Genomic DNA, 23,396 nt, shown 5'->3' with positions numbered 1-23,396 from the left:
ATATGCGAAATGTATCTGTCTCAAATTTGCAGAGCTTCTTTGATAATAGAGATGTTTTGTTTTTGGTCGGACTTGGGTTCGATGAGCGCGGCCTGCATGCGCTCAGGAATGTTAGCAATGAGGTTTCGTCAAGAGCCGTAGCATTATTGAATCCTAAGCGACAAGATATAAATCAGTTGATGTATGTTGAAAGTTTTCTTCAAGCATCGTCATTGGGTGCCAAAGTCATTGGGATTGATTCCGCCAGCGTTCTTGAAGTGATAGATAGTCTGCAAGGTTATCTTTGTGATGAGCGAGTGTCATACTCGGAAATTTTAGTTGATATTACCTCTCTTTCCCATGAGCTCTTGGTTGCATTAATTGGTTTGTTTGTAATTGAGGGTGTTATTTCTAAGGTTAGTCTAATTTATACGGGCGCGGCTAAGTATAGTTTTAATACTGATAGTGACATGGCTTGGTTGAGTAGGGGGGTGAGCGATATTCGTTCAATTCTCGGCTTTCCAGGTCTGATACTTCCTTCAAAAAGTTTGCACCTTGTAATTATGGCAGGCTTTGAATCGGAGAGAGCTGCGGAAGTGATCTCACGCTATGAGCCGGCAAAGCTCACAATTGCGCACGGTGCCAGGGATGAGTCCGTCTGTTTGGCGCATTACGAGAGAAACAAGAGTTATGCTGCGTCAATTGAAACTCTGCTAAATTCTCGTGGTTTATTGATCAACGATATCGCAAGTTTTGAATTTTCATGTGTTGATCCCTACCGGGCTTCCGAACAAATATATCAGTACGTTTCGGGTCTCAATGGTGACAATGTTATTCTATGTCCGCTTAATACAAAAATGTCGACTGTCGGTGCTGCGCTCGCTGGCGTAAGACTGCCTAAAATGCAAATTTGCTACGCACAGGCGGCTGAGTATAATTTACAAGGGTATGCAATGGCTGGTGACGAAATCACTGTTGTATCGCTGTCTCAGTTGGATCTTGCTATCGGCGATATTTGACTTGGCTATCTTTGAGCGTTCAAGGAACTGTGCTACAGACGTGACGAATCGGTAGCACTTCGACAGTTTCACGAGCAAAACGATTTGACCAAGGGGCATCCACATGCGTTCGAGCTGCAGGCACGGCACCTTTCAGGTGGTGCGAGTGCGCTTTACGTTCGCCACAAAACCGCCCGCTAGGTGCGACCCGCATCGAGCCGTTTGCGTTGTATCCGCCGAAGACTTGCCCAGTGCCACCTGGAGGCACAGGGCTGGCTGATCCTGCTGGCCCCGTGGCCGCTGCCCGGCATGGTAGTCTCGGCCATTTCTTGTCGAATGTGTGATTTCTCCCGCTTAACCTTCGTCAAGAACACTACCCCTAAGCCGTCGTCTGGGGATTGATACAGGGCCCTCCATGCAAACGCTGTTGAACGAGATTCTCGAAGAAGTACGTCCCTTGATCGGCAAGGGCAAAGTGGCTGACTACATCCCTGCGCTGGCCGACGTGCCGGCGAACCAGTTGGGCATCGCCGTCTACGGCAACGATGGCAGTTATCACTGCGCAGGCGACGCCCTGGTGCCGTTTTCGGTGCAGAGTATTTCCAAGGTGTTCAGCCTGGTCCAGGCCATTGGCCACTCGGGCGAGGCCATCTGGGAGCGGCTTGGCCATGAGCCCTCGGGCCAGCCGTTCAACTCGCTGGTACAGCTGGAGTTCGAACGCGGGCGCCCGCGCAATCCGTTCATCAATGCGGGTGCGTTGGTGATCTGCGATATCAACCAGTCGCGTTTTGCAGCACCTACCTTGTCGATGCGCGATTTCGTGCGGCGGCTGTCGGGCAACCCGCATATCACGATCGATGCGCGTGTTGCTGATTCGGAGTACCAGTTCCGCGCGCGTAACGCGGCCATGGCGTACCTGATGCAGTCGTTCGGCAACTTCCATAACGAAGTCGAAACGGTACTGCGTAGCTATTTCAGCTACTGTGCGCTGCAAATGAACTGCCTGGACCTGGCCCGGGCGTTCTGCTTCCTGGCTAACGATGGTTTCTGCAAGCACAGCGGCTCGCAGATTCTCACACCGCGCCAGACCCAGCAGGTGAACTCGATCATGGCCACCAGCGGGCTGTATGACGAGGCGGGCAATTTCGCCTACCGTGTGGGGCTGCCGGGCAAGAGTGGTGTAGGCGGTGGCATCGTGGCGATCGTGCCAGGTCAATTCACTGTGTGCGTGTGGTCACCTGAACTGAACGCTGCGGGCAACTCTCTGGCCGGGATGGCGGCGCTTGAGCTGTTGAGTTCGCGGATCGGATGGTCGGTGTTCTGATCAGCAGCATTGCTGACTAGCCATGTGGCAGGGCGTAGGAATTGCCTTCAAGTCTGTGCTTCGCTCGAGATCTTGAAGGCAATTCGGTGAGTGATGTTCAGCGCATCATGCCCAGCTCGGCATCATCCATCAGCGCTTTGGCTAACGCGCTCAGGTAGTGCGAGGCCCATATCAGCTGAGGCTTGTCTTCCATCAAGCCGTCCAGGGTCAGGTCCCGAGCGTAGCCCATCAATTCCGAGGCCTGTTCGCGGGCGCTCTGGCAGGGGATGCCGGCTTCGATGCGGAAGAGGGGGTGGGTCTGGTTTTCACCTTGGTAGAAGGTGGTCCTGCCAACGGTGCATTTGGTTTCTTCAGTAGGCATTGTTCAATCTCCCCGAAAATCTCTAGTGCCTGCGCTGGCCCTATCGCCGGCAATAAGGCAGCCCAGGCGACAAATCATTGAAGCCTTAGTGCAAGGTCCGTGGCTCAGAGGGCATTTGCACCTGTATCAGCGCTTGCTCAAGCAGGGCGCGCAGCGTCTCCAGCTCATGCATCGAGGCCATCATGAGAATTGATGCCGGTGACTTGGGATGCATTAGCATTGCCTGATGTACGACAGTCGACGCGCACAATGCGTAATCCGTCGCCTGGATCAGAGTGTCTTCAAGGGATTGGAGGTTATGAGGCGGATCTGGAACGATTTTTAGCATCTCACTGTGTTCTCGGTGGGGCCACCGCCGGCCCGCTGTCAAACGGAAAGGTGGCAGCTGTACATGGGTTGACAGACCGGCGAACACAGAAACCGGCGCACGCGAGCGTGCCCCATGCACAACCGCCATGAACGGGTATGCACTGTGTATCGTCGCGGCCTGTCAAAGCCGGTCGTTGATATGCAACGACGGACCGAGACTAGAACGCTGTAAAAACGTCCGCAACGAAAAACAGGGAAGGGGAGTATCTTTGGGAAACGGCCTACAAGGAAGAGGTTAATTCAGATATTTTCCGAGGCTTCTTCCAATAGCTACAGCTCAACCGTCGACCTTTTGCAGAGCAGAATCTGCTCCAGAAGGAAGCGACGCGCTGCGCGCGATTTCGCACTCACACTACTAGGGTGCTGTATGCGATAGCACTGAATCGCATCGTGCAGGCGGAACCGCCACAGCTGGTTGAGCGGAATGCCGTGCTCGCGATAATCTCCAAGCTCGCTGCAAACGCTCAGCTCACCTTTATGCGGGAAGAACTGCTGCCGTATGTGGGCACTGCTCGCGCCGTTGGCGAAAACGATGATGTCTGGTCGGAGTATGTCGATCTGAACCTCCAGCAGCCGCTTGGATACCTTCACGAGTTCTTTGAAGTGCTCCCAACGCATGGGTGACCCTCGCTGCCATGCAAAGCTGAAGAGGTTGGCCCAAGCGAGGCCGAGGGTTTCATCGCCCTGGCGAATTTCGCGCACGAAATTGAAGAAACTGGCACCCCGGTCGGCCTTACCGGAACTGTATTTGGCCAAGTGTTCTTGCTGGATTGCCATGGCGCGCTGGATGTAATCATCCAAGTCAATGAAGGGTTCCTTGGCGGTGACGATATCCCAGCGACGCGTTTCTCGGCCGACGACCATGATACGTTTCATTGCCTGCTCGTAGTGCGGCGAGGTACCGGGAAGAAACAAACCAGAAAGGTGCTTGAAATCAGCTTCGTGCTCGCAGCTCCGATCAAGCCAATGCAGGGGAAGGTCAGATAATGTCTGGCGGTACGCACTCGCCAGTTGCTGATGCTTGCTTTCCATCGCTTGTTTTCCAAACCGCTTCGTCGGGCTGATGCTGCTGTGCGTCAGGGTTACAAAATGGTCGGGCAGTGTCAATTTGATGCCATCTAAAGAAAAATGGAGCGATCCTGAGATGACCAGCGAAGCTTTCGCCCCTTTCCAACACCTCGCCGCTCAACTGCTGAAACATCTCCCACCAGACCACCACGATGGCTCCCACGACCTAGCCCACATCCACCGCGTATGGGTAAACGCGCAGCGAATCCAGCGGGCAGAGGGCGGCGACCTGGAAGTACTGCTGGCCGCGACGGTATTGCATGACTGTGTGCCGGTCGAAAAGAACTCACCTTTGCGTAAGCAGGCGTCGAGCTTGTCGGCCGAAAAGGCCACCGCCATCCTCACCGCGCTTGGCTGGCCGTTGCCGCGCGTCGAGCAGGTGGCTCATGCAATCAAAACGCACAGCTATTCCGCAGGTTTCGAGCCAGCGAGCCTCGAAGCCCGAATTCTGCAGGACAGTGATCGCCTGGACGCCATCGGTGCGGTGGGTATTGCTCGCTGTTTCTACGTTTCCGGGCGGATGGGCTCGGCGCTGTACGATTTCGAGAACCCCGCTGCGCAGGGGCGGGGGTATCAGGATACGGCCTACGCCATCGAGCACTTTCATACCAAGCTGCTCAAGCTGGCGTCGGGCTTCAAGACGGCCGAAGGGGCGCGCCTGGCTGCCGAACGCCATGCGCGGCTGGAGGCCTATCTTGCGGATTTCATGGAGGAGGTCGGGGCTAACGGCGTTGGCTGACCCAAGTGGAACCTGGCTAAACGTCTACGCCCCCGTTCAAGCGCCGCCTCAGCTAGCCGGGTCCTGGCCCAGCACCTTGGCCAGGGCCACGCGGGCATCCTCCAATTGCACCAGTGAAGCATGCCGCGCGCCCAGTGCGTCGCCGTTCTGGATGGCGGTGAGGATTGCCTTGTGCCGGGGCAGGGCGAGTTCGTCGAAATTCGCCCGCTGGTTGGAATAGCGCACCGACTCGCGCAGCGCCATCGACAGCATGTTGCACAGGTAGGCCAGCAGGTCGTTGTGGGTGGCATCGGCGATGCGGGCGTGGAAGTCCAGGTCGGGTTGCAGGCGCTCTTCATGGTTGCGTGCGGCTTCCATGCGCTGGTAGGCCTCGGCGATCGAAGCGACGTCCTCGGCGCTGGCGTTGGTGGCGGCCAGTGCGGCGGCGGCGGGCTCGATGACCCAGCGCACGCTGGACAGCATGTTGAAGAATTCCTGCTGCGGCGTGGCCTGCATCAGCCAGTGCAGCACATCCGGGTCGAGCATGTGCCAGTCGTGCCGGGGCCGGACCAGTGTGCCTGTACGCGGGCGGGCTTCGATCAGGCCCTTGGCGGTGAGGGCGCGCATGGCCTCGCGGAATACCGGCCGGCTGATCGCGTAGGTTTCGCACAGGCTGGCCTCGGAGGGCAGCTTCTGCCCGGGTGCGAGTTGGCCGGATACGATCTGTACGCCAAGGTCCTGGACCAGGGTGGCGTGCATGCTCTTGCGCGTGGTGGGCTGGCGGTAGTTCATGTGCGGCGGGGGCGATCCTTCGGGCGGGGGCAGCATCATAGCATTAGCGCGTCAACGCGGTGCATGGCACCGGCTGCGCCGGTGTTCGCGGCCGCGGCCGCTCCCACAGGTGTAGCGTCAACGCGAAGCCAGCGCAGTACCTGTGGGAGCGGGCATGCCCGCGAAGCAGGCAGCGCGGAGGATGGCACCGGCTGCGCCGGTGTTCGCGGCCGCGGCCGCTCCCACAGGTGTAGCGTCAACGCGAAGCCAGCGCAGTACCTGTGGGAGCGGGCATGCCCGCGAAGCAGGCGGCGCGGAGGATGGCACCGGCTGTGCCGGTGTTCGCGGCCGCGGCCGCTTCCACAGGTGTAGCGGCAACGCGAAGCCAGCGCAGTACCTGTGGGAGCGGGCGTGCCCGCGAAGCAGGCGACGCGGAGGATGGCACCGGCTGTGCCGGTGTTCGCGGCCGCGGCCGCTCCCACAGGTGTAGCGTCAACGCGAAGCCAGCGCAGTACCTGTGGGAGCGGGCATGCCCGCGAAGCAGGCGGCGCGGAGGATGGCACCGGCTGAGCCGGTGTTCGCGGCCACGGCCGCTCCCACAGGTGTAGCGTCAACGCGAAGCCAGCGCAGTACCTGTGGGAGCGGGCTTGCCCGCGAAGCAGGCGACGCGGAGGATGGCACCGGCTGTGCCGGTGTTCGCGGCCGCGGCCGCTCCCACAGGTGTAGCGTCAAGGCGAAGCCAGCGCAGTACCTGTGGGAGCGGGCATGCCCGCGAAGCAGGCGGCGCGGAGGATGGCACCGGCTGTGCCGGTGTTCGCGGCCGCGGCCGCTCCCACAGGTGTAGCGGCAACGCGAAGCCAGCGCAGTACCTGTGGGAGCGGGCATGCCCGCGAAGCAGGCGGCGCGGAGGATGGCACCGGCTGTGCCGGTGTTCGCGGCCGCGGCCGCTCCCACAGGTGTAGCGGCAACGCGAAGCCAGCGCAGTACCTGTGGGAGCGGGCATGCCCGCGAAGCAGGCGGCGCGGAGGATGGCACCGGCTGCGCCGGTGTTCGCGGCCGCGGCCGCTCCCACAGGTGTAGCGTTAACGCGAAGCAGCGCAGTACCTGTGGGAGCGGGCATGCCCGCGAAGCAGGCAGCGCGGAGGATGGCACCGGCTGTGCCGGTGTTCGCGGTCACCTGATGCCAGTCAGTCAAGCGATTTGGGACTGCGCAGCAGCCCCAAATGACGTCAGGCCTCAGTGCGAGTGCTTGGGCACCGCCGCGCCTCGGCAACCGACCAGGAAGTCGAAGTCGCAACCTTCGTCGGCCTGCATCACGTGGTCCAGGTACAGCCTGGCGTAGCCACCGCTGATCAGCTGCGGCGGGGCTTGCAGGTCGGCCAGGCGGCCGGCCAGTTCCTGGTCGGAAATATCCAGGTGCAGGCGGCCCTCCTTGCAATCCAGTTCGATCCAGTCACCTTCACGCACGGCCGCCAGTGGCCCACCCGCCGCAGCCTCCGGCGCCACGTGCAGCACCACGGTGCCGTACGCCGTGCCGCTCATGCGCGCATCGGAAATGCGCACCATGTCGGTCACGCCCTGGGCCAGCAACTTGGCCGGCAGGCCCATGTTGCCGACCTCGGCCATGCCCGGGTAGCCCTTCGGCCCGCAGTGCTTCATCACCAGCACCGAATTGGCGTCCACCTCCAGCTCGGGGTCGTTGATGCGGGCCTTGTAGTCCTCGAAGTTCTCGAACACCACCGCCTGGCCGCGGTGCTGCATCAGCGCCGGGGTGGCCGCCGACGGTTTGAGCACGGCACCCTTGGGCGCCAGGTTGCCGCGCAGGATGCAGATGCCGCCGTCGGCAACCAGCGGCCTGTCGATCGGGCGGATGACTTCCTCGTCATACAGCGGCGCAGCCTGGCAGTTGTCCCACAGGCTCTTGCCGTTGGCGGTTAGCGCGCCCGGGTTGGGCAGCAGGCCATGTTCGCCCAGGCGGCGGATGACCGCAGGCAGGCCGCCGGCGTAGTAGAACTCTTCCATCAGGAAGCGCCCCGAAGGCTGCAGGTCGACCAGGGTCGGCGTGCCGCGGCCGATGCGGGTCCAGTCTTCCAGTTGCAGGTCCACGCCGATGCGCCCGGCGATGGCCTTGAGGTGGATCACCGCGTTGGTCGAGCCACCGATGGCGGCGTTCACGCGGATGGCGTTTTCGAACGCTTCGCGGGTGAGCAGCTTCGACAGGCGCAGGTCTTCGCGCACCATGTCGACAATGCGCATGCCCGACAGGTGGGCGAGCACGTAGCGGCGTGCATCCACCGCCGGAATGGCGGCGTTGTGCGGCAGCGAGGTGCCCAGCGCCTCGGCCATGCAGGCCATGGTCGAAGCGGTGCCCATGGTGTTGCAGGTACCCGCCGAGCGCGACATGCCGGCCTCGGCCGAGAGGAACTCGTTGAGGTCGATCTGCCCGGCTTTGTAGGCCTCGTGCATCTGCCAGACGATGGTGCCGGCGCCAATGTCCTTGCCTTTGTGCTTGCCGTTGAGCATCGGCCCGCCGGTAACCACGATCGCCGGCACGTCGCAGCTCGCCGCCCCCATCAGCAGCGCCGGGGTGGTCTTGTCACAGCCGGTCAGCAGCACCACGGCATCCACCGGGTTGCCGCGGATCGCTTCTTCCACATCCATGCTGGCCAGGTTGCGGGTGAGCATGGCGGTGGGGCGCAGGTTGGATTCGCCGCTGGAAAACACCGGGAACTCCACCGGGAAGCCGCCCGCTTCCAGCACGCCTTTCTTGACGTGCTCGGCAATCTTGCGGAAGTGCGCGTTGCACGGGGTCAGCTCCGACCAGGTGTTGCAGATGCCGATGATCGGCTTGCCCTGGAACTCGTGGTCCGGGATGCCCTGGTTCTTCATCCAGCTGCGGTACATGAAACCGTTCTTGTCAGCGGTACCGAACCATTGGGCGGAGCGCAGCGGGCGTTTGTGATCAGACATGGGGACACCTAATTAGTATTACTATTTGTCGTTGTGTGGTCGACTGTATCGACAAAAAAGCGCTATGTGAAGGCTTGTTGTTTTAAATAGTAATACTATATGATCGATTTTCCGGTCGACGGCCTGCCAAAAAGCCCGACCAGGTGCTCTGCCCATTACAAGAACAATCGGAGACATCGCCATGATTCAGGAGCAGCGGCTCGTCCGCCTGATCACACTGAAACTCATCCCTTTTCTGGTCCTGCTGTACCTGGTGGCCTATGTCGACCGTTCTGCGGTGGGCTTTGCCAAGCTGCACATGGGCGCCGACATCGGCCTGGGTGACGCGGCCTATGGCCTGGGCGCCGGGCTGTTCTTCATCGGTTATTTCCTGTTCGAGGTGCCCAGCAACCTGTTGCTCGACCGCTTCGGCGCGCGCCGCTGGTTCGCCCGCATCCTGGTCACCTGGGGCGCGATTACCGTCGGCATGGCGTTCGTCAGCGGGCCCAACGGCTTCTACCTGATGCGCTTTCTGCTGGGGGCGGCCGAGGCGGGCTTCTTCCCGGGGGTGCTTTACTACATCACCCAGTGGTACCCGGTGCGCCATCGCGGCAAGATCCTCGGCTTCTTCATTCTTTCCCAGCCGCTGGCGATGCTGATTACCGGGCCGCTTTCCGGCGCGCTGTTGGGGCTCGATGGCAGCTTCGGCCTGCATGGCTGGCAATGGCTGTTCATCTGCATCGGCATCCCGGCGGTGCTGCTGGCCTGGCCGACCCTGCGCCTGCTGCCGGACGGCCCGGCCAAGGTGCGCTGGCTCAGCGACGAGCAACGCAGCTGGCTGCAGGAACAGCTGGCCAACGACCTGCGCGAGTTCGGCCAGACCCGCCACGGCAACCCCCTGCATGCGTTGAAGGACGGGCGGGTGCTGTTGCTGGCGCTGTTCTACCTGCCGGTTACCCTGAGCATCTACGGCCTGGGCCTGTGGCTGCCGACGCTGATCCACCAGTTTGGTGGCAGCGACCTGGTCACCGGCTTCGTTTCGGCGGTGCCGTACCTGTTCGGCATCATCGGCCTGCTGATCGTGCCGCGCAGTTCCGACCGCCTGAATGACCGCTACGGCCACCTTGGCCTGCTATATGCGCTGGGTGCGCTCGGCCTGTTCCTCAGTGCCTGGCTGAGTGTGCCCGGCCTGCAGCTGGCGGCGCTGTGCCTGGTGGCCTTCGCGCTGTTCTCCTGCACGGCCATCTTCTGGACCTTGCCGGGGCGGTTCTTCTCCGGTGCCAGTGCCGCTGCCGGCATCGCGCTGATCAACTCCATCGGCAACCTTGGCGGCTATCTCGGCCCGTTCGGCATCGGCGCGCTCAAGGAGCACACCGGGCAACTGTCGTCGGGACTGTATTTCCTGGCCGTGGTGATGCTGTTCGGCCTGCTGCTGACCGGGGTGGTCTACAACCGCCTCGAACGCCGCCAGCGCCTGGCTTCCACGCGGGTAGCCCCGGCCCCCCGCTAATTTTCGCAACCGAAAAGCGAGCACAAGCATGCGATTGATTCAATTCGAAACCGCCACCGGCGCACGCCGGGTGGGCGTGGTGGAAGGCAAGTACGCCCTGGAAGTATGTGGCGCCGGCAGCACCCGTGAGCTGGCCTTGCAAGCCATTGCCGCCGGCCGAGACCTGGCCGCCGAAGTGCAGGCCGCCGGCCTGGGCGAGCGCCACGACTACCTGGCCCTGCTGGCTGAAGGCCGGGTCTTGCCACCGCTGGACCATCCGGACCCGGCGCATTGCCTGGTCACCGGCACCGGCCTGACCCACCTGGGCAGCGCCGCCACCCGCGACAAGATGCACCAGCAGCAGGCCGAAGGCACCGTGACCGACAGCATGCGCATGTTCCAGTGGGGCCTGGACGGCGGGCGGCCGCCGGCAGGCGAGGAGGGCGCGCAGCCGGAGTGGTTCTACAAGGGCGACGGCGGTATCGTCGTGCGCCCAGGCGCCGACCTGCCGCTGCCGGCGTTTGCCGAGGATGCCGGTGAGGAGCCGGAGCTGGTCGGGCTGTACCTGATCGCTGCCGACGGCACCCCGTATCGCCTCGGTTATGCGCTGGGCAACGAGTTTTCCGACCATGTGATGGAGCGGCGCAACTACCTGTACCTGGCCCATTCCAAGTTGCGCGCCTGCAGCTTCGGCCCCGAGCTGCGCCTGGGCGCGCTGCCGGCCCACCTGGAAGGCACCAGCCGCATCCTGCGCGATGGCCAGGAGCTGTGGCGCAAGCCGTTCCTGTCGGGCGAGCAGAACATGTGCCACAGCTTCGAGAACCTTGAGTTCCACCACTTCAAGTACGCCCAGTTCCTGCGCCCTGGCGATATCCACGTGCATTACTTCGGCACCGCCACGCTGTCGTTCGCCGACGGTATCCAGGCGCGCCCGGGCGATACCTTCGAGGTCAGCCTCGACGCCTTTGGCCAGCCACTGCGCAACGGTATTGCGGCAGCACCTGCGCAGGTCCGCCCCGGGGTGGTGAAAAGCCTTTGAGCAGTCAGGCGAGCAGTGTGTCAGGTTCGCCCGCATACCTGTGGGAGCGGCTTTAGCCGCGAAGGGCCCGGCGCGGTGCATGGCACCGGCTGCGCCGGTGTTCGCGGCTGAAGCCGCTCCCACAGGGGTTCTGCTGACATGGCGGGGCATGTGCACTCCATGGCTGACATGAACCGTTGAATCTTCTTTCCTCATTACAGGAGCCAACCATGTCTGGAAGCAACTTCATTGGCGGCCAGCGCAGCGCCGCCGGCAGCGTGCGCCTGCACAGCCTCGATGCGCGTACCGGCGAAGCCTTGCCGCTGGCCTTTGCCCAGGCCACCCCGGAAGAAGTGGACGCCGCCGCGCAGGCAGCCGAAGCGGCGTTTGCCGAATTCAACGGCATGGCGCCGCAGCGCCGTGCGCAGTTCCTCGATGCCATTGCCGACCAGCTGGATGCGCTGGACGACACCTTCATCGCCACCGTGTGCCGCGAAACCGCGCTGCCGGCCGGGCGCATCCAGGGTGAACGGGCGCGCACCAGCAACCAGATGCGCCTGTTCGCCAACGTGCTGCGCCGCGGCGACTTCCTCGGCGCGCGCATCGACCGCGCCCAGCCACAGCGCCAGCCGCTGCCACGCCCGGACCTGCGCCAGTACCGCACCGGTGTCGGCCCGGTGGCGGTGTTCGGCGCCAGCAACTTCCCGCTGGCCTTCTCTACCGCCGGCGGTGACACCGCCGCAGCGCTGGCCGCCGGCTGCCCGGTGGTGGTCAAGGCGCACAGCGGCCACATGGCCACCGCCGAGCAAGTGGCCGAGGCAATCGAGCGCGCGGTGCTCGCCACCGGCATGCCTGCCGGCGTGTTCAACATGATCTACGGTGCCGGTGTCGGCGAAGCGCTGGTGCGCCACCCGGCGATCCAGGCGGTGGGCTTTACCGGCTCGCTCAAAGGCGGCCGTGCCCTGTGCGAGCTGGCGGCGGCGCGCCCGCAGCCGATCCCGGTGTTCGCCGAAATGAGCAGCATAAACCCGGTGCTGGTATTGCCGGCGGCCTTGCAGGCCCGGGGCGAGCAGGTGGCAAGGGAGCTGGCCGGCTCGGTGGTGCTGGGCTGCGGGCAGTTCTGCACCAACCCCGGGCTGGTCCTGGGTATCGCTGGCGAAGCGTTCAGCAGCTTCCTCACCGCGCTTGGCGCGCAACTGGCCGACCAGCCCGGGCAGACCATGCTCAATGCCGGCACCCTGCGCAGCTATACCCAAGGCGTGCAACGCTTGCACCAGCACCCGGGCGTGCGCCATCTGGCCGGTGCCGAACAGGCGGGTGACCAGGCCCAGGCACAGCTGTTCCAGGCCGACGTGAGCCTGCTGCTGAACGGTGACGCCTTGCTCCAGGAAGAGGTCTTCGGGCCGGCGACCGTGGCCGTCGCAGTGGCCGACGAAGCCGAACTGCGCCGCGCCGTGCAAGCCCTGCATGGGCAACTGACCGCCACCCTGATTGCCGAGCCGCAAGACCTCCAGCGCTTCGCCGCGCTGGTGCCGGTGCTGCAGCGTAAGGCCGGGCGACTGTTGGTCAATGGCTACCCGACCGGCGTGGAAGTGTGCGATGCGATGGTACATGGCGGGCCGTACCCGGCCACGTCCGACGCGCGTGGGACCTCGGTCGGTACCCTGGCCATCGACCGCTTCCTGCGCCCGGTGTGCTACCAGGACTACCCGGATGCGCTGCTGCCCGACGCCCTGAAAAACGCCAACCCGCTGGGCCTGCAGCGCCTGGTCGATGGCCAGCACAGCCGCGAGGCGCTGGCCTGACCCAGCCCCATCAGCTGCCCCCGCCAGGCTCGGCCTGGCGGGCGAGTCATCCGCCAACATGCCCCGCACACCCAGTACCCCGGCTTTTCGCGCCACCGGTCGAACCCCAGGCACTCCCGCAAGCAGCGCTCCCTCACACCTGTAAGTGCGCCTTCGTTGCGCCAAACCAGGAGAACGCTCATGGCAATCGACCAGAACGGCCCCGAGGCATCTGCACCAACCGCACCCGAGACCGGCGTCGGCGAGGCCTGGTCCAAAAATCGCCCCGTCGATTGGGACCCGCCGCCAGGCAACCCCGGCTCGGACCAGGACGGGCAGCTGGATCGGGACAATGGCAGCGCAAGGACCCAAGACGAGCAGGCCGGCAGCGGTGACGGGGAAGTCCCGTTATCTGCGGATGACGAGGGCCCAGTCGAGGAAGAAATGCAGGATGTGGAAGCCAACAATTCGGTTTCTGCCGAGCATCCGCAATCGCGTTGATGGGTGGCCCGAAGATGGTTCACACAGTTTTCTTGAGAGGTATGCAGCGATGAACCCCGATCCGAGTGCACAAGGCGGTACCAACCCTGACTTGCCCACTTCACCCGACCCGGCAGTTGACCCCGATCGGCCGACCATCCCCGACCCTGATGACGACCCGCTCATGAACGAAGAGGAGGGCGGCGATGGCCAGGCGGATGATGGCCTGGCTGATGATGACAGGCAGAGCGTGTAGGAGCGGCTTTAGCCGCGAACACCGGCGCAGCCGGCGCCATGCACCGCATTGGACTTTTCGCGGCTAAAGCCGTTCCTACAGGGTAAGCGGAGCGCGCGCGCATTCAGTTTCAACGCGACAGGGCGGCCCGACATGTCATCCTCGCCGCAAAACGCCCGCCAACCCAACGGTCAGCCCCACGGCACAAACCATGGCCAGGCTGATGGCAATGGCAACGCCCCAGGCATCGAGCAATCCTGCCATTACCAGATAAAACGCAATCACGCCCACCGCACCAATCGCATTGCCGCGCACCATCGCCGCCATCCCGGCGCGGCCATGCTGCACGTGGGCGAACACCACCAGCGGCCAGGCAATGACCGGGATCGGCGCCAGCATCCCGCTGGTCGCCGGCCCCAGCCAGCTGGCCAACCTGGTGGTGAGCATCAGCAGCGCGGTTGCCGACACCATGCGCAGGGGGATCTCCCAATAGCGATGGCGGGGGCGGGCCAGGGTGTCCGGTTTCGGCTCGCGGCCGCTGGCGCGTATCAATACGCCGATCAGCAGCAGCGCCACGCCAATCGACAGGTACAGGCTGCCCCAGTGGGTAAACGCGTAGGCAGCCAGGCCGTAGACCAGGATTGCCAGCAACACGGCCGGGGCAATGCCGAGCCTGCGCGTGGCGAACAGGTAGAACGTGTAGGTGGCCTGCACTGCGGCCAGGCCGCCCAGCGCGCCGGGTACTGCGCCCAGGGCGAAGGCGGTGCCTTGTTCCAGGCACAGGAAGGTCATTACCAGCGCCGAGGTAACCGGCAGGCCGGACAACAGCCCGCCCAGCAGGCCACCCCAGCGCCGCGAGGCGAGGGAAATGGCCCACATCAGCAGCGGGGTCACCATGAGTTTCAGGTAGAACAGGGTCATTGCAAGGGAATCCGCTTTTGCACGAGGTGCGCCCGCCGTCGGCATTGGGTGGGGCGCGGAAGGGTCAGCCGCGGCTGGCCTCGAGGGCCTGGGCCAGGTCGGCGATGATGTCGTCGCTGTGCTCGATGCCGATCGACAGGCGCACCATGTCGCGCGGCACGCCGGCCTTTTCCAGCTCTTCGTCGTTGAGCTGGCGGTGGGTGGTGGAGGCGGGGTGGCAGGCCAGTGACTTGGCATCGCCGATGTTCACCAGGCGCACCACCAGTTGCAGCGCATCGATGAAGCGCGCCCCGGCCGCCTGGCCGCCCTTGATGCCGAATGACAGGATCGCCGCCGGCTTGCCGCCGGTGTAGCGCTGCGCCAGGGCATGCTCGGGGTGGTCGGGCAGGCCGGCGTACTTCACCCAGGCGACCTGCTCGTGGGCTTGCAGGTAGCGGGCGACCTTGAGCGCGTTCTCGGTGTGGCGTTCCATGCGCAGGGCCAGGGTTTCCAGGCCTTGCAGGATCAGGAAGGCGTTGAACGGCGACAGCGCGGCGCCGGTATTGCGCAGCGGCACCACGCGGCAGCGGCCAATGAACGCGGCCGGGCCGAAGGCTTCAGTGTAGGTGACGCCGTGGTAGGACGGGTCGGGGGTGTTGAGCAGGGCAAAGCGCGCCTTGTGCTCGGCCCAGGGGAACCTGCCGGAGTCGATGACGATGCCGCCGATGCTGGTGCCGTGGCCGCCGATGTACTTGGTCAGCGAGTGCACGACAATGTCCGCGCCATGCTCGAACGGCCGGCACAGTACCGGGGTGGCCACGGTGTTGTCGACGATCAGCGGCACGCCATGGCGGTGGGCGGCTTCGGCCAGCGCGGCGATGTCGACGATATTGCCGGCGGGGTTGCCGATGGACTCGCAGAACACCGCCTTGGTGCGCTCGTCGATCAGGGCTTCCAGGGCAGCGATGTCGTCATGCGCGGCAAAGCGGGTGTGGATGCCCATGCGCGGCAGGGTGTGCGCCAGCAGGTTGTAGGTGCCGCCGTACAGCTTGGCCACCGAGACGATGTTGTCGCCCGCTTCGGCGACGGTCTGGATGGCGTAGGTGATGGCCGCCATGCCCGAGGCCACCGCCAGCGCACCGACCCCGCCCTCCAGCGCCGCCATGCGCTGTTCGAGCACGTCGTTAGTAGGGTTCATGATGCGCGAGTAGATGTTGCCGGCGACCTTCAGGTCGAACAGGTCGGCGCCGTGCTGGGTGTCGTCGAAGGCGAACGAGGTGGTCTGGTAGATCGGCACGGCCACGGCCCGGGTGGCCGGGTCATGGCTGAAGCCTGCGTGGATGGCGAGGGTTTCCAGCTTCATGCAATCGTTCCTTGAGCGTGGGTGGAGTGGCCGAGCATGTGGCGCGCGGAGGGCGTGGGTCAAGGGTGAGTGGCTAGATGTCATGACGCTGGGCCCGATAGTGGCTGATAGAGCCCGTGGACGGCAGATCACCCCCCCGGTGCCAGCGATTTGCTGATAACTGGCGATCACCACGTTATCGACATAGGGTTGAGCCGCAAATAGGATGCTGCAATCCAACATGCTCGAGCGGGTGAAAATGATTTCGGACCCTGGCACCCCGACCCTGGACCAGTTGAAAGTGTTCCTGACGGTTGTAGAGGTGGGAAGCTTCGCCGGTGCGGCAAGAACACTGCACCGCGCTACTTCGGTAGTGAGCTATGCCATTTCAAACCTGGAGATGCAGCTTGGCGTATCGCTTTTTGACCGCAACACCACACGCAAGCCACAGCTGACTGAGGCTGGACGAACCGTGCTTGCCGAAGCACGAACGATCATCAACGGCGTTAACGGGCTGCGCTCGAAGGTGTCCGGGCTATTGCATGGGCTTGAAGCAGAAGTTCACCTTGCGCTAGACGTGATGTTACCTGCAGAGCGGGTGGTAGATGCGCTCAAGACCTTCAGCCAGGTATTTCCAACGGTGACCTTGCACCTTCACATGGAAGCACTGGGTGCGGTCACTCAGCGGGTTATCGAAAAGCAAGCTGCGATCGGGATCAGCGGCCCGCTGGACATCGGGCGTGATGGCCTTGAGCGTGTCGGCGTGGGTAGCGTGCAGTTGGTACCCGTCGCTGCCCCCGCGCACCCACTCGCCAGCGGCGGCGGCAATGAACCGGGTGCGGCGCGAAATTTCGTTCAGCTGGTGCTATCAGACCGATCAGCGCTGACCGGCGACCGAGATTTTGCCGTGGTGAGCCCGCACACGTGGCGGCTCGCGGACCTGGGCGCGAAGCACATGTTGCTCAAGGAAGGCATCGGCTGGGGCAATATGCCGGTCGCCATGGTGCAAGCGGACCTCGATGCAGGGCACCTGGTCGAACTCGATCTGCCTGATTGCAAAGGCGGCGCTTACGCATTTGATGCTATTTACCGCACTGACTCACCGCCTGGGCCGGCGGGGCGGTGGCTCATCGAGCGCTTCAGCCAGCAAGCTGGCGAACTCTGAAGTGTCCACCTGAGTGGAACCAGACCTCCCAGGTCGAAACAAGCAAAACTCCGACAGCCAGAGCAAGGTCGCCAGGGCGGCCTACGTCGAAAAGGAAGAAATTGGCACCGTCGAAAGCGACAACCCATTCCTGACTTGGAGACGAGAAAATGACCGACTTCACCCCAACCCCAAACGAAGTGGCAGGCAAAGTCGTGCTGGTCACCGGCGCGGCCAGCGGCATCGGCAAGGCCACCGCCGAACTCCTTCACGCTCGCGGTGCGAAGGTGATCGCCGAGGACATCGACCCCGCAGTCAACGCACTCGAGCGTGCTGGCCTTGTTCCGTTTGTTGCTGACATCACGGTCGACGGTGCTGCCGAGCAGGCAGTGGCGCTTGCGGTCGAGCACTTTGGCAAGCTGGACGTGCTGGTCAACAACGCCGGTCGCATTCTGTACAAACCGCTGCTCGAGATGACCCGCGAAGACTGGGAATGGCAGATGCAAACCAACGTGACGGGGGCGTTCCTGCATTCCCGGGAAGCGATGAAGGAAATGATCAAGAACAAGAGCGGGGCGATCGTGAATATTGCCTCCTACGCCTCCTATTTCGCCTTCCCCGGTATCGCGGCCTACACCGCGTCCAAGGGCGCACTGGCGCAATTGACCCGTACCCAGGCGCTGGAGGCGATTGAACATGGCATCCGGGTCAACGCCATTGGCGTCGGTGACGTGGTGACCAACCTCTTGAACCATTTCATGGAGGATGGTCGCGGCTTCTTGCAGGAGCACGGCAAGTCTGCGCCTATCGGCCGGGCGGCAGCACCGCAGGAAATCGCCGAAATCGTCGCCTTCCTGGCATCGGAGCGCGCCAGCTTCATTGTCGGTTCGGTGGTCATGGCCGACGGCGGCATGAGCGTCGCAGTGGGGTGATGCTCGCCGGAACCTGTGGATGGCGTTGCCCCACTCGCTACTTGCGGTATTGAGTGGGCGTAACGCCAACCTCTCGTTTGAACACCTGGGAAAAATGGCTGGGGCTGCTGTAGCCAACCTCAAGCCCTATATCAATGACGCTCCGGTCCGTTTCCACAAGCAGTTGCCGCGCCCTTGCCATCCTCAGCCGGATAAAGAACTGGGAAGGCGAGTAGCCCGCAGCCTTCTTGAACAGCCGGCTGAAGTGGTACTCGCTCATCCCGGCAATCTCGGCCAGCTGCCCGAGCTGGAATTCCCCGGCCAGGTTGGCTTCCATTGCCGACAACACGCGGCGTAGCTTGTAAGCGGGGAGGGCATTGCGGCGCACGATATCGTCCGCTGAGTCGTCCAGGTAGTTGCGCGCAAGGTGAATGGCAAGGCACTGGGCCAGCCCCTGAAGATAAAGCGGGCTGGGCCGTTGCCCGGTCAGTTCCCGCTGCACTTGTTGCAGCAGAACGGACAACTCATCGTCACGCCCGCCCGAGACTTCACGCAGGCGAAGCGCTTGCACAACGCCGCCCAACACCTCGTGAATGGCTTTCTCCAGCAGCGGAATGCCGAGGTAGATGTGCATCACTTCGAAGGGTGCTGTGCCGTCCACTTTCCAGCGCATTTCGTAAGGTTGTGCCGAGGTCGTCAGGAAGAAATCACCCCTGGCCACCCGGCTGCTTTGCCACTCGCCGCCAAGCTCGCGTTCCACCACGGTAGCGTCTCCAGAGATGATCCATACCAGCAGGGGCTCGGCAACTGCGGGGACGATGAAGCTACGTTGTTCGCGCTCACGGTTGAAGATCTGCACCAGCATGTCGCGATCGGCCAGGACATCCGAGGCGGCAAGCCGCTGCCCACGGATATAGGCCTCCAGACCATGGGCAGAAGTCCGCTCGATGACGTTCATGGGTAGCGTCGCCTCTCTTGCTGATAGTCGCCTGGAAAACGCCAGTTTAGCGACGCCGATAAAAAAAGCCGGAATGTCTCCATTCCGGCCTGCGCTTCAACGCTCGGGATAAAGGATCATCCCCGCGTGATACAACACGTTGCTGCGAAACTCCCCGTCAGCAGTGAACCCGGTGTCATCCACATACTCGATGTGGTCACCCTCCAGCCAATAACGACCTTGATAGGCGCTTTGTTGCCTTCCGCGGGCTTCGTCGTAGCGGCCGCCAGGCAATAGTTCATGGCGAATATGGCCATCAGCCGTCACCCACATGCCAACGTATTTGTCCTGATCTCCAAATGGTTCAGCCATGGCTTTTCCTCGCTGTCGGCAGGGCATTCAGAATGGACTTGCGGTTGGGCGCACGATCAGTTCGCTGACATCGACATCCGCAGGCTGTTCTACGGCGTAGGCGATCGCCCGGGCAATGGCTGAGGCTGGAATCGCGATCTTGCGGAACTCGCGCATCTCGGCACGCCCGCCCTCATCGGAAATGCTGTCGGCCAGTTCGGACTCGGTGACGCCCGGGGCAATGACGGTGACCCGGATGTCACCGCCCACCTCCTGGCGCAAGCCTTCGGAAATAGCCCGTACGGCATATTTGGTGGCGCAGTACACCGCAGCGGTAGGGCTCACGGCGTAGGCACCGATCGAGGCAATGTTGATGATCTGCCCGTCACGCTGTTGTTGCATGAGCGGCAGCGTTGCGGCAATGCCGTGCAGTACGCCGCGAATGTTGACATCGATCATCCGGTTCCACTCCTCGACCTTGAGCGCTTCGAGCTTGGAAAGCGGCATGACGCCGGCGTTGTTGATCAGCACATCGACGCGGCCATGCAGTTCGACGGCGAAGTCGATGAACGATTGCATGTCATCCAGGCGGGTGACATCCAGCGCCAGGACATCAGCAATGCCGCCTGCTGAACGAATCTCCCTGGCCAGTGCTTCCAGGCGATCGGTGCGGCGGGCACCCAGCACCACACGCGCGCCTTTGCTGGCAAGCAAGCGTGCGGTTGCTTCGCCGATACCACTGCTGGCGCCGGTGATCACGATGACTTTTTGTTCAATGCCGTGCATTTTCTCACTCCTGTTCCTGGCTGAAGAAACCCCCGCCGACAGGCAGGTGGTGAAGCAAGAGTAAGAAGCCTGGGCTGGGCCGGGTTATGCAGATCCTGCGGATGGTATGCACGATTCTGCATGAGGGATCGATGGCATCAGCTTGAACGCAGCTTTTCTATTTTTTCGAACATAAACACAGAAATTAAACGGCTATTAAGCCAAGGCGCGCTGGCCCACACTTCCCTTCAACCCGCGTTTCATTTCGAAATGCTGCATTGAAGGAATACAAGCCATGCCCGATAGCGCCACTCCCAGCAGTTCTGCCTCGCACTCCTCGCTTGCAACGGCCAGCGCTGCCGCACTCGCAGGACGCATTTTTCTCAGCGCGATTTTCATTCTTTCTGGCGTATCCAAACTAAGTGCGCCGGCCATGACGATCGGCTACATCAACGCTGTCGGTTTGCCGTTTCCCACTTTGGCGTTGGCTCTGGCCGTGCTGGTGGAACTGGCGGGTGGCGTAGCGCTGATTGCCGGCTATCGCACCCGCATTGTCGCTGCAGGGTTGGCACTTTTCAGTGTGCTTACTGCAGCGATCTTCCACGGTGCCCTGGCCGACCAGAATCAGTTCATTCACTTCTTCAAGAACATCGCGATGGCCGGTGGCTTGCTGCAGATCGTCGCCTATGGCGCAGGCCGCTTCAGCTTCGACGCGCGTCGCCAGTAACCGAAGCGCGGCGCCACACGCCCAGACACATCATTACCTACAGGCGGAACTACTTATGAAAGCTATCCAGGTTGCACAGTACGGCCAGGTTGAAGGGCTGGCGCTTCGGGAATTTCCAGATCTGCTGCCCAGCAATGATCAGGTTCTGATCAACGTAGCCGGCAGCGGAATCAATCCGATCGACTGGAAGATCGTCTCCGGGGCCATGCAGCAGTTCATCCCGCTGCCATTGCCTTATACACCCGGAGTCGAGGTTGCCGGCACCGTTGCAGCAATTGGAAAGAACGTTCGCGAATACAGGGTGGGTGATGAGGTGTTCGGCTTCATAGGGATAGTTGGCGGCTATGCGACCCAGGTTCTGACAACCGCCGACAGGCTTGCACATAAGCCCGCCAGTCTACCGCGCCTCCATGCCGGTGGTGTTCCTGCCGCAGCGCTCACGGCATGGCAAGCACTGCATGAACAGGCCAACCTTCAACCCGGCCAGAAAATACTGATTCATGGTGCTGCGGGGGGAGTCGGCAGCTTCGCCGTCCAGCTGGCACGCCTGGCCGGCGCTTACGTATTGGCAACGGGTTCGGCCAGAAATCGAGAATATCTAGAGTCACTCGGTGCCCAGCAATTCATTGACTACACCGCGCAACAGTTCGAAGAACTGGCCACAGATGTCGACGTGGTGCTCGACCTGGTTGGCGGAGAAACCCAAGCCCGGTCCTGGACAGTTATCAAACGAGGCGGGGTACTTGTGTCACCCGTCAGCGCACCCGACCCCCAGATAGCTGCCGAACACGGCGTCGCTGGCAAGCATTTCGCTACCCGCTCGGACGGGCACCAGTTAGCGCAGATCGCGAAATTGTTCGCTGAGGAGAAGCTTCAGATCGAAGTTGAGGTCGTTCCGCTCTCCAACGCGGCGCAAGCTCTGGCGCTGAGCCGGAGGGGACATACCCGCGGCAAACTGGTTTTGGATGTGCATCGTTGACCCGCACCAACCATGCCCTGTGCTCGAGTCAAAGTGCCTGCAGGAGCGCGCGGCGCAGGAATGAGCAAATTCCGCGCAGGAAACAAATAACGACCGTATCACCGCGGCCTTAATCTGAGCCCATGCAGCAAGCGAACCCGCTTCTGCCGCCGGCCATCAGAGCGACCGCGCCTGCAGTATTCAGGAATCAACGTCACGCTTTGCACTGACAAACCGGCAACGAATCCATCGCCAATTACGGAGACGCTGTCATGAACCAAGTCAACCACATGATGATTGGAATCGCCTTGTCTGTACTGAGCGCAAGTTCGATGGCGCTGCCCCCCAAGGAGATCGGCATTTGGAAGCAGTCTTGCAAACACACCATGGCGCCACTGGTGGCTGAGGATGGTGCCGATCGCCTCAATGATCGTCGGGTGGCGGAGGGAGGTGCCGATCGCCTCAATGATCGTCGGGTGGCGGAGGGAGGTGCCGATCGCCTCAATGATCGTCGGGTGGCGGAGGGAGGTGCTGATCGCCTCAATGATCGTCGGGTGGCGGAGGGAGGTGCTGATCGCCTCAATGATCGTCGGGTGGCGGAGGGAGGTGCTGATCGTCTCAATGATCGTCGTGTGGCGGAGGGAGGTGCCGATCGCCTCATTGATCGTCGGGTGGCTGAGGACGGTTCGGACCGTCTCAAAGCTGGCCAAATGGCTGAAAATGATGCGGTTCATTCCCGCTATGTCTGATGCCCATGAGCTATCCTCCCACGAAGCCCGGCGACGCCGGGCTTTTGCATTTGAATGTGTTCGCTGGAGCCTCTACCCAAACTACTGCAAACCCACCTATCCTCTGCAATCGGCACAGCCTGACGGGAGGTAATGGTGGTGATTGAACGGGATGAAGAGCTGACCCGCCTCAGGGCCGAGCTGGCATCGACCATGCAGCGTTTCGCACCGACCTATGGCGTGTACCCGACAGCGATCGATCCGCTGCACTTCATCCGCAGCGACTCGCCAACCGATGTCATCCACACGGTTCATAAACCTGGGTTATGCGTAATCGTGCAGGGCCGCAAACAGGTCCAGCTGTGGGATGAGAGCTATACCTACGATCCATTGAACTACCTGGTCGTCTCTGTGACGCTGCCTCTGGCCGGGCAAGTGACTGAGGCATCGGCGGAGCTGCCCTATTTCTGTATCCGCCTGGATATCGACCCGGCGGAAATCGCTCAGCTGATCGCAGACGTCAGCCCGATCGGCGTGCCAGGGCAACCGCCCCACCGCGGGCTGTACCTGGACAGGATCGATGCCTCGTTGCTGGAGGCCATGTTGCGACTGGTGCGTCTGCTGGATACGCCAGCGGACATCCCGGCATTGGCACCTTTGGCCCTTAGGGAAATCTTCTACCGGCTGCTCAAAGGCCAGCAGGGCCAGCGTTTGCACGAGATAGCCATTGCCGACAGCCAGACCCACCGCGTCACCCGGGCTATCGAATGGCTGAACATTAACTATACGCAGCCGTTGCGCATCGATGAGCTCGCCAGCTACGTCAATTTGAGCAACTCCACGCTACATCATCGGTTCAAGGCGGTTACCGCCATGAGCCCCTTGCAGTACCAGAAACAACTGCGCCTGCAGCATGCGCGCCGGTTGATGATGTCGGAGGGGCTTGATGTATCTACGGCCGGGTTCAAGGTGGGCTATGAAAGCCCGTCACAGTTCAGCAGGGAGTACAGCCGGATGTTCGGGGCGCCGCCAAGCCGCGATATCGCGAAGTTTCGGTCTCTCGGGTGAGGTGCGGCTTGCCATCACGCAT

The 23,396-nt window shown here is 62.3% G+C and carries 24 protein-coding genes; 14 read left to right on the top strand and 10 right to left on the bottom strand.

What is annotated here, in order from left to right; genetic code table 11:
* The first annotated feature begins 2 nt into the window (after positions 1 to 2).
* Complete coding sequence (locus HU763_RS14860; protein ID WP_186690591.1) at positions 3 to 998, top strand: hypothetical protein; 996 nt, start codon at positions 3 to 5, stop codon at positions 996 to 998.
* Positions 999 to 1,392: 394 nt separating this feature from the next.
* Positions 1,393 to 2,301, top strand: coding sequence for a glutaminase B (gene glsB, locus HU763_RS14855; protein WP_170030396.1), 909 nt, complete (start codon positions 1,393 to 1,395; stop codon positions 2,299 to 2,301).
* A 97-nt stretch (positions 2,302 to 2,398) separates the two neighbouring features.
* Here the strand turns inward: glsB and HU763_RS14850 are convergent, their stop codons facing one another.
* The 3 genes from HU763_RS14850 to HU763_RS14845 all read right to left on the bottom strand — a co-directional run bounded on the left by HU763_RS14850 (position 2,399) and on the right by HU763_RS14845 (position 4,138).
* Positions 2,399 to 2,662 (bottom strand): DUF3077 domain-containing protein, encoded by a 264-nt coding sequence (locus tag HU763_RS14850; protein WP_186690592.1) that lies wholly within the window; start codon positions 2,660 to 2,662, stop codon positions 2,399 to 2,401.
* Positions 2,663 to 2,747: 85 nt separating this feature from the next.
* On the bottom strand, positions 2,748 to 2,990 hold the full coding sequence (locus HU763_RS24780) for a hypothetical protein (RefSeq protein WP_225931885.1): 243 nt from the start codon (positions 2,988 to 2,990) through the stop codon (positions 2,748 to 2,750).
* Positions 2,991 to 3,301: 311 nt separating this feature from the next.
* On the bottom strand, positions 3,302 to 4,138 hold the full coding sequence (locus HU763_RS14845) for a hypothetical protein (protein WP_186690593.1): 837 nt from the start codon (positions 4,136 to 4,138) through the stop codon (positions 3,302 to 3,304).
* 37 nt (positions 4,139 to 4,175) lie between these two features.
* Between HU763_RS14845 and HU763_RS14840 the strand changes: the two genes are divergently transcribed.
* Complete coding sequence (locus HU763_RS14840; RefSeq protein WP_186690594.1) at positions 4,176 to 4,838, top strand: HD domain-containing protein; 663 nt, start codon at positions 4,176 to 4,178, stop codon at positions 4,836 to 4,838.
* A 48-nt stretch (positions 4,839 to 4,886) separates the two neighbouring features.
* On the opposite strand, the gene HU763_RS14835 is transcribed toward HU763_RS14840, so the two are convergent.
* Both HU763_RS14835 and HU763_RS14830 read right to left on the bottom strand, forming a co-directional pair.
* On the bottom strand, positions 4,887 to 5,609 hold the full coding sequence (locus HU763_RS14835; RefSeq protein ID WP_170030392.1) for a FadR/GntR family transcriptional regulator: 723 nt from the start codon (positions 5,607 to 5,609) through the stop codon (positions 4,887 to 4,889).
* Between the two features lie 1,215 nt (positions 5,610 to 6,824).
* On the bottom strand, positions 6,825 to 8,558 hold the full coding sequence (locus tag HU763_RS14830) for an IlvD/Edd family dehydratase (protein ID WP_186690456.1): 1,734 nt from the start codon (positions 8,556 to 8,558) through the stop codon (positions 6,825 to 6,827).
* Between the two features lie 181 nt (positions 8,559 to 8,739).
* Here HU763_RS14830 and HU763_RS14825 point away from each other — a divergent pair, with 181 nt between their 5' ends.
* The 5 genes from HU763_RS14825 (at position 8,740) to HU763_RS14805 (ending at position 13,564) form a co-directional block, all read left to right on the top strand.
* Positions 8,740 to 10,047 (top strand): MFS transporter, encoded by a 1,308-nt coding sequence (locus HU763_RS14825; protein WP_186690454.1) that lies wholly within the window; start codon positions 8,740 to 8,742, stop codon positions 10,045 to 10,047.
* A 28-nt stretch (positions 10,048 to 10,075) separates the two neighbouring features.
* Entirely contained in the window at positions 10,076 to 11,065 is a 990-nt protein-coding gene (araD1, locus tag HU763_RS14820) for an AraD1 family protein (RefSeq protein WP_186690452.1), read from the top strand.
* Positions 11,066 to 11,274: 209 nt separating this feature from the next.
* Positions 11,275 to 12,849: an aldehyde dehydrogenase (NADP(+)) gene (locus HU763_RS14815; RefSeq protein WP_186690450.1), complete on the top strand. Its 1,575-nt coding sequence runs from the start codon at positions 11,275 to 11,277 to the stop codon at positions 12,847 to 12,849.
* Between the two features lie 180 nt (positions 12,850 to 13,029).
* Positions 13,030 to 13,329 (top strand): hypothetical protein, encoded by a 300-nt coding sequence (locus tag HU763_RS14810; protein ID WP_186690448.1) that lies wholly within the window; start codon positions 13,030 to 13,032, stop codon positions 13,327 to 13,329.
* 49 nt (positions 13,330 to 13,378) lie between these two features.
* Complete coding sequence (locus HU763_RS14805; protein ID WP_186690447.1) at positions 13,379 to 13,564, top strand: hypothetical protein; 186 nt, start codon at positions 13,379 to 13,381, stop codon at positions 13,562 to 13,564.
* 135 nt (positions 13,565 to 13,699) lie between these two features.
* Here the strand turns inward: HU763_RS14805 and HU763_RS14800 are convergent, their stop codons facing one another.
* Both HU763_RS14800 and HU763_RS14795 read right to left on the bottom strand, forming a co-directional pair.
* Positions 13,700 to 14,464 carry a hypothetical protein gene (locus tag HU763_RS14800; RefSeq protein ID WP_186690446.1) on the bottom strand — a complete coding sequence of 255 codons (765 nt, stop codon included), beginning with the start codon at positions 14,462 to 14,464 and terminating at the stop codon, positions 13,700 to 13,702.
* A gap of 64 nt (positions 14,465 to 14,528) precedes the next feature.
* Entirely contained in the window at positions 14,529 to 15,806 is a 1,278-nt protein-coding gene (locus HU763_RS14795) for a bifunctional O-acetylhomoserine aminocarboxypropyltransferase/cysteine synthase (protein WP_186690445.1), read from the bottom strand.
* 238 nt (positions 15,807 to 16,044) lie between these two features.
* Between HU763_RS14795 and HU763_RS14790 the strand changes: the two genes are divergently transcribed.
* On the top strand, positions 16,045 to 16,950 hold the full coding sequence (locus tag HU763_RS14790) for a LysR family transcriptional regulator (RefSeq protein WP_186677477.1): 906 nt from the start codon (positions 16,045 to 16,047) through the stop codon (positions 16,948 to 16,950).
* A gap of 149 nt (positions 16,951 to 17,099) precedes the next feature.
* On the top strand, positions 17,100 to 17,861 hold the full coding sequence (locus HU763_RS14785; protein WP_186677388.1) for an SDR family NAD(P)-dependent oxidoreductase: 762 nt from the start codon (positions 17,100 to 17,102) through the stop codon (positions 17,859 to 17,861).
* 37 nt (positions 17,862 to 17,898) lie between these two features.
* Here HU763_RS14785 and HU763_RS14780 read toward each other — a convergent pair whose 3' ends face one another.
* The 3 genes from HU763_RS14780 to HU763_RS14770 all read right to left on the bottom strand — a co-directional run bounded on the left by HU763_RS14780 (position 17,899) and on the right by HU763_RS14770 (position 19,914).
* A complete protein-coding gene (locus HU763_RS14780) occupies positions 17,899 to 18,798 on the bottom strand; it encodes an AraC family transcriptional regulator (RefSeq protein WP_186677378.1) in 900 nt (299 codons plus the stop codon).
* Between the two features lie 96 nt (positions 18,799 to 18,894).
* Complete coding sequence (locus HU763_RS14775; RefSeq protein WP_186677376.1) at positions 18,895 to 19,149, bottom strand: Atu4866 domain-containing protein; 255 nt, start codon at positions 19,147 to 19,149, stop codon at positions 18,895 to 18,897.
* A 27-nt stretch (positions 19,150 to 19,176) separates the two neighbouring features.
* A complete protein-coding gene (locus tag HU763_RS14770) occupies positions 19,177 to 19,914 on the bottom strand; it encodes an SDR family oxidoreductase (protein ID WP_186690444.1) in 738 nt (245 codons plus the stop codon).
* 274 nt (positions 19,915 to 20,188) lie between these two features.
* Here HU763_RS14770 and HU763_RS14765 point away from each other — a divergent pair, with 274 nt between their 5' ends.
* From HU763_RS14765 to HU763_RS14750, 4 genes are all read left to right on the top strand, one after another.
* Positions 20,189 to 20,620 carry a DoxX family protein gene (locus HU763_RS14765; RefSeq protein WP_186690443.1) on the top strand — a complete coding sequence of 144 codons (432 nt, stop codon included), beginning with the start codon at positions 20,189 to 20,191 and terminating at the stop codon, positions 20,618 to 20,620.
* A 55-nt stretch (positions 20,621 to 20,675) separates the two neighbouring features.
* Positions 20,676 to 21,599, top strand: a complete 924-nt coding sequence (locus HU763_RS14760) for an NADP-dependent oxidoreductase (RefSeq protein ID WP_186690442.1) — start codon at positions 20,676 to 20,678, stop codon at positions 21,597 to 21,599.
* A 269-nt stretch (positions 21,600 to 21,868) separates the two neighbouring features.
* The gene (locus HU763_RS25205) at positions 21,869 to 22,327 is read left to right on the top strand and encodes a hypothetical protein (RefSeq protein WP_225931968.1); all 459 of its coding nucleotides are present in this window, start codon (positions 21,869 to 21,871) and stop codon (positions 22,325 to 22,327) included.
* Positions 22,328 to 22,459: 132 nt separating this feature from the next.
* Positions 22,460 to 23,374, top strand: a complete 915-nt coding sequence (locus HU763_RS14750) for an AraC family transcriptional regulator (RefSeq protein ID WP_186690441.1) — start codon at positions 22,460 to 22,462, stop codon at positions 23,372 to 23,374.
* Positions 23,375 to 23,396 lie beyond the last annotated feature (22 nt).

The sequence above is a fragment of the Pseudomonas anuradhapurensis genome, assembly GCF_014269225.2.
Lineage (GTDB): Bacteria > Pseudomonadota > Gammaproteobacteria > Pseudomonadales > Pseudomonadaceae > Aquipseudomonas > Aquipseudomonas anuradhapurensis.
The sequence above is the reverse complement of the archived record's forward strand: the minus strand, read 5'-3'. Positions and strand labels throughout refer to the sequence as shown.